This window comes from Roseateles sp., from assembly GCF_044373315.1.
GTDB lineage: Bacteria > Pseudomonadota > Gammaproteobacteria > Burkholderiales > Burkholderiaceae_C > JACDQM01.
The window spans coordinates 1-3,602 of record NZ_JBILQK010000189.1; the positions used below are offsets into that span (position 1 = coordinate 1).

4 protein-coding genes are annotated in these 3,602 nt (G+C 63.5%); all 4 read left to right on the top strand.

Translation table 11 applies throughout. The features are described 5' to 3' along the window. Positions 1-203 precede the first annotated feature (203 nt). The 4 genes from ACIQ67_RS20120 to ACIQ67_RS20135 all read left to right on the top strand — a co-directional run bounded on the left by ACIQ67_RS20120 (position 204) and on the right by ACIQ67_RS20135 (position 3,502). Positions 204-695: an excalibur calcium-binding domain-containing protein gene (locus ACIQ67_RS20120; RefSeq protein ID WP_397536151.1), complete on the top strand. Its 492-nt coding sequence runs from the start codon at positions 204-206 to the stop codon at positions 693-695. A gap of 124 nt (positions 696-819) precedes the next feature. Next, positions 820-1,203 (top strand): ankyrin repeat domain-containing protein, encoded by a 384-nt coding sequence (locus ACIQ67_RS20125; RefSeq protein WP_397536152.1) that lies wholly within the window; start codon positions 820-822, stop codon positions 1,201-1,203. Positions 1,204-1,329: 126 nt separating this feature from the next. Then, on the top strand, positions 1,330-1,647 hold the full coding sequence (locus ACIQ67_RS20130) for a DMT family transporter (protein WP_397536153.1): 318 nt from the start codon (positions 1,330-1,332) through the stop codon (positions 1,645-1,647). Between the two features lie 352 nt (positions 1,648-1,999). Beyond that, positions 2,000-3,502, top strand: coding sequence for a methyl-accepting chemotaxis protein (locus tag ACIQ67_RS20135; RefSeq protein ID WP_397536154.1), 1,503 nt, complete (start codon positions 2,000-2,002; stop codon positions 3,500-3,502). The last annotated feature ends 100 nt before the right edge of the window (positions 3,503-3,602 follow it).

Sequence of the window (3,602 nt, forward strand, 5' to 3'; positions counted from 1 at the left end):
GCTGCGCACCCACGCCGCCGTGCAGACGCTGATTCGCCAGGGAGAAGGCGAAGTGCGCCATGCCGCTAAGAGCAACGATGGAAAGATGAATGAGTGAGTGCTTGATGGGTTCACGCCCCGGCGCGCTTGCTGTTTCGGCGCGGGCAGGCTTGCTCCCGGACACCAGCCCGTCCGTTTACCGTCCCCGTTATGCCGAACGCCCCATGTCCAAGTTCTCATCCAGCCTGCTTTCAGTCGCGTTTGTTCTTCTTGTTCTTGCCTTCGCGTCCCCGGCTGTCGAGGCAACGCAGGTGAACAAGTGCGTCATCAATGGCGCCGTCAGCTATCAGCAGGACCCCTGTCCTTCGGGCCAGGCGCGCAAGCAGCCCAGCCTTGAGGAACTCAACGCTGCGGAGAAGAAGAAGCGGGCTGCGGCTGTTGCTGCCGCTGCGTCTGCCGCCGCCGCCGGCCGTACTGGTTCAGGAGCAGCTGTTGCAGCTTCACCTGCTGCCGCAATGACGCCGGCACTGGTGCCGCCGGCGTTTCCCACTGGCTATCGCTGCGACGGGCGGCAGCACTGTTCGCAGATGAAGTCCTGCGAGGAGGCCAAGTATTTCCTGCGCAACTGCCCCGGTGTGAAGATGGACGGCGACAGAGATGGCTTTCCGTGTGAGCTTGATGTGTGCAGGAGCGAGTTTCCCGGCGCTGGTCGCTGACGAACCACGCCACCGCCAGGCCTGCAAGTGCCTGGGCATCCCGAGTGGCTTGGCGCAAATGCCGGGGCATGATGGACAACGGCGTCTGAAGACGGGGCGCAAACAACTCAGCCGGAGGAGCGTGATGCCAGCAGGCGGAAACTGGAAAGAGATGTTCAACGCGGCCTGCGAGGGTGACATCGAGTTGTTGCGGTATCACGTCGATAGCGGCGTCGATATCGACTACGCACACCCGGAGTTCCTGTCCACGCCGCTGGTGGCCTGCATCCTGGCCCGGCAGCAGGCATCGGCCGAGCTGCTGATCGAGCGCGGCGCCAACATCCATCTGCGGTCGGAGTTTGATGAGGGCATGACGCCGCTGCAGGCGGCCCGGAGCGTGGGTCTGCACGCCCTGGAGGCGCGCCTGCTGGCGCTGGGCGCCACGGCGACGCTGGATGTGGCGGCGGCCGCCAGCACCCGGGCCGCATCGGCTGGCAAACGTGGATGGTGGCGCACATGGCTGGGCTGATCTGATCTGAGCTGATCTGATCTGATCTGATCTGATTCGCTGAGCAGCGCAGCGGCAGGGCCACAGCGCAGGGCGGGGCTGGCATCATCCGTCGGTCTTTGCGTCATTCAACAGGAGCGCCTACGCATGGCCTGGCTTTACTTGATCCTCGCGGGGCTGGCCGAAATCGGCTGGCCCGTCGGCCTGAAGATTTCTCAGGCGCCTGAAACCCGCTGGACGGGCATCGCGATTGCGGTGGGCTTCATGTCGGTGAGTGGTTTCCTGCTGTGGCTGGCACAGCGGCAGATCCCCATCGGCACGGCCTATGCCGTCTGGACCGGCATCGGCGCGGCCGGCACCTTCATGGTCGGCGTCATGTACTACGGCGACCCGAGCTCGTTCATGCGCTACCTCGGTGTGGCACTGATCGTGGCCGGGGTGGTTGTGCTGAAGCTGGCGCATTAAGCGCTTCGCTCTGCAGCGCGCAGACCTTGTGAAACTGCGCGGCCTCTCGTCCGCGTTGCCCCTGTCCGTCCGTCTAGCCAGGCTTGTCGAGCGCCGACACGGCGAAGGCCTGAACGCCGCCCGCATTGGCTGACGAGAAATCATAAACACCAAATAAATCAATAATGCCGACTTCGTGACGATGTTCACAGAAGGGGACGTGCTCCGGACGATTGCGGCGGCGAGGCGATCGGACAATTCAGCAATCAACCCCAAGGGCTGATCCCGGCAGCGCTGTTTTGCCACTGGTGCACCACACGTGAGTCGCTCGGGAGCAGCTCGGGAGCAGCTCGGACGCTTCGAGGAGCTTGCTGTGAACTTGAGCCGAAAGTTGCCCATCGCCATCGCCCTGACCCTGCTGCTCTGCTTGGGAGCCGGCTTCTTTGGCCTGTGGTCCGCCAGTCGAGCGCTGCATGTGTTCAACACCGAAGTCTTGGACCATGTGGCGGCCGAACGCACGGCTGCCGATCTGGATCGGCACTTCAAGACCCAGGTTCAGGAGTGGAAGAACGTGCTCTTGAGGGGCATGGACGGGGCCATGATGGACAAGCACTGGAAGGCGTTTCAGAACGAAGAGCGCCAAGTTCAGGAGAAGGTCGAGAAATTGATAAAAACTCTTCCTCCTGAGCAAGCAGAGCTCGCGCAGCAGTTTCTCAACCAGCACCGCAAGATGGCGCAAGCCTACCGCGCGGGGCTTGAGAAGTTTCAGGCGGCGGGGCTTGAGCCTTCGGTGGGCGACATGGCCGTCCGCGGCGTGGATCGAGAGCCCGCGAAGTTGCTGCAGCAACTGGCCGGTGAGATCGCCAAGCACAGCGAGGCTGTGGCGACCCAGGCCTTTGTCGAGGGCACGCGTGCCACGCGACTGAGCCTGGCGATGATGCTGCTGGCCACCGCGCTAGGCGTGGTGATCGGCTACCTCATCACTCGCGCAGTGCTGCGCCCGCTGATGAGCGCTGTGAAGCTGGCCTCATCGGTGGCGCAGGGCGATCTTGCGCAGGTGATCGAAAAAGGCGGCACCGACGAGATGGGTCGGCTCTTGCAGGCACTCGCTGCGATGCAGGACCAGCTGCGTCAACTGGTGAGCGATGTGCGCGCGAACGCTGAACAGGTCGCGTCAGCGAGCTCTCAGATTGCTGCGGGCAACAGCGATCTGGCGGCACGGACTGAAGTGCAGGCAACGTCCCTGCAGATGACTGCGGCGTCGATCGAGCAACTGGACGGTGCGGTGAAGACCAACGCTGGTAGTGCGTCGAGTGCCAGCGAGCTGGCGATGCGCGCCAGCGAGGTGGCCACCGCTGGGGGCAAGGCCATCTCGGCCGTGGTCGACACCATGCAGGGCATCCATGCTTCATCCCAGCGTGTGGCCAGCATCGTCGACGTGATCGACGCGCTCGCCTTCCAGACCAATATCCTGGCGCTGAATGCTGCGGTTGAAGCTGCGCGAGCTGGCGAGCAGGGGCGAGGGTTTGCGGTGGTGGCCAGTGAGGTTCGCAGTCTTGCGCAGCGCAGCGCCAAGGCCGCGAGCGAGATTCGTGAGCTGATCAAGAACAGCTCGGCCAGCGTGTCGCAGGGCTCCGACGAGGTCCGGACTGCTGGGCGAACGATGGCGAAGATCGAGGAGACCGTGGCCGGTGTGGCCAGCCTTGTTCAAACCATCAGCCGATCCAGTGACGAGCAGAGCCGCGGGGTATCTGCGGTGAGCGCGGCCATCGTCCGGCTGGACGAAGGCACGCAACAGAACTCGGCCTTGGTGGAGCAGACCAGTGCAGCAGCCGAGAGCCTGAGCCGGCGGGCCTGTCCGAATTTCCGTGTGTGAGGCTCATTGAACCTTCACCGGTATCGTGAAGCTGGTTGCAGATCTTACGGGCTCGGTTTCGTGAACCGGTCTTCGTAGAGGATCGCAAACTGGTTCATCG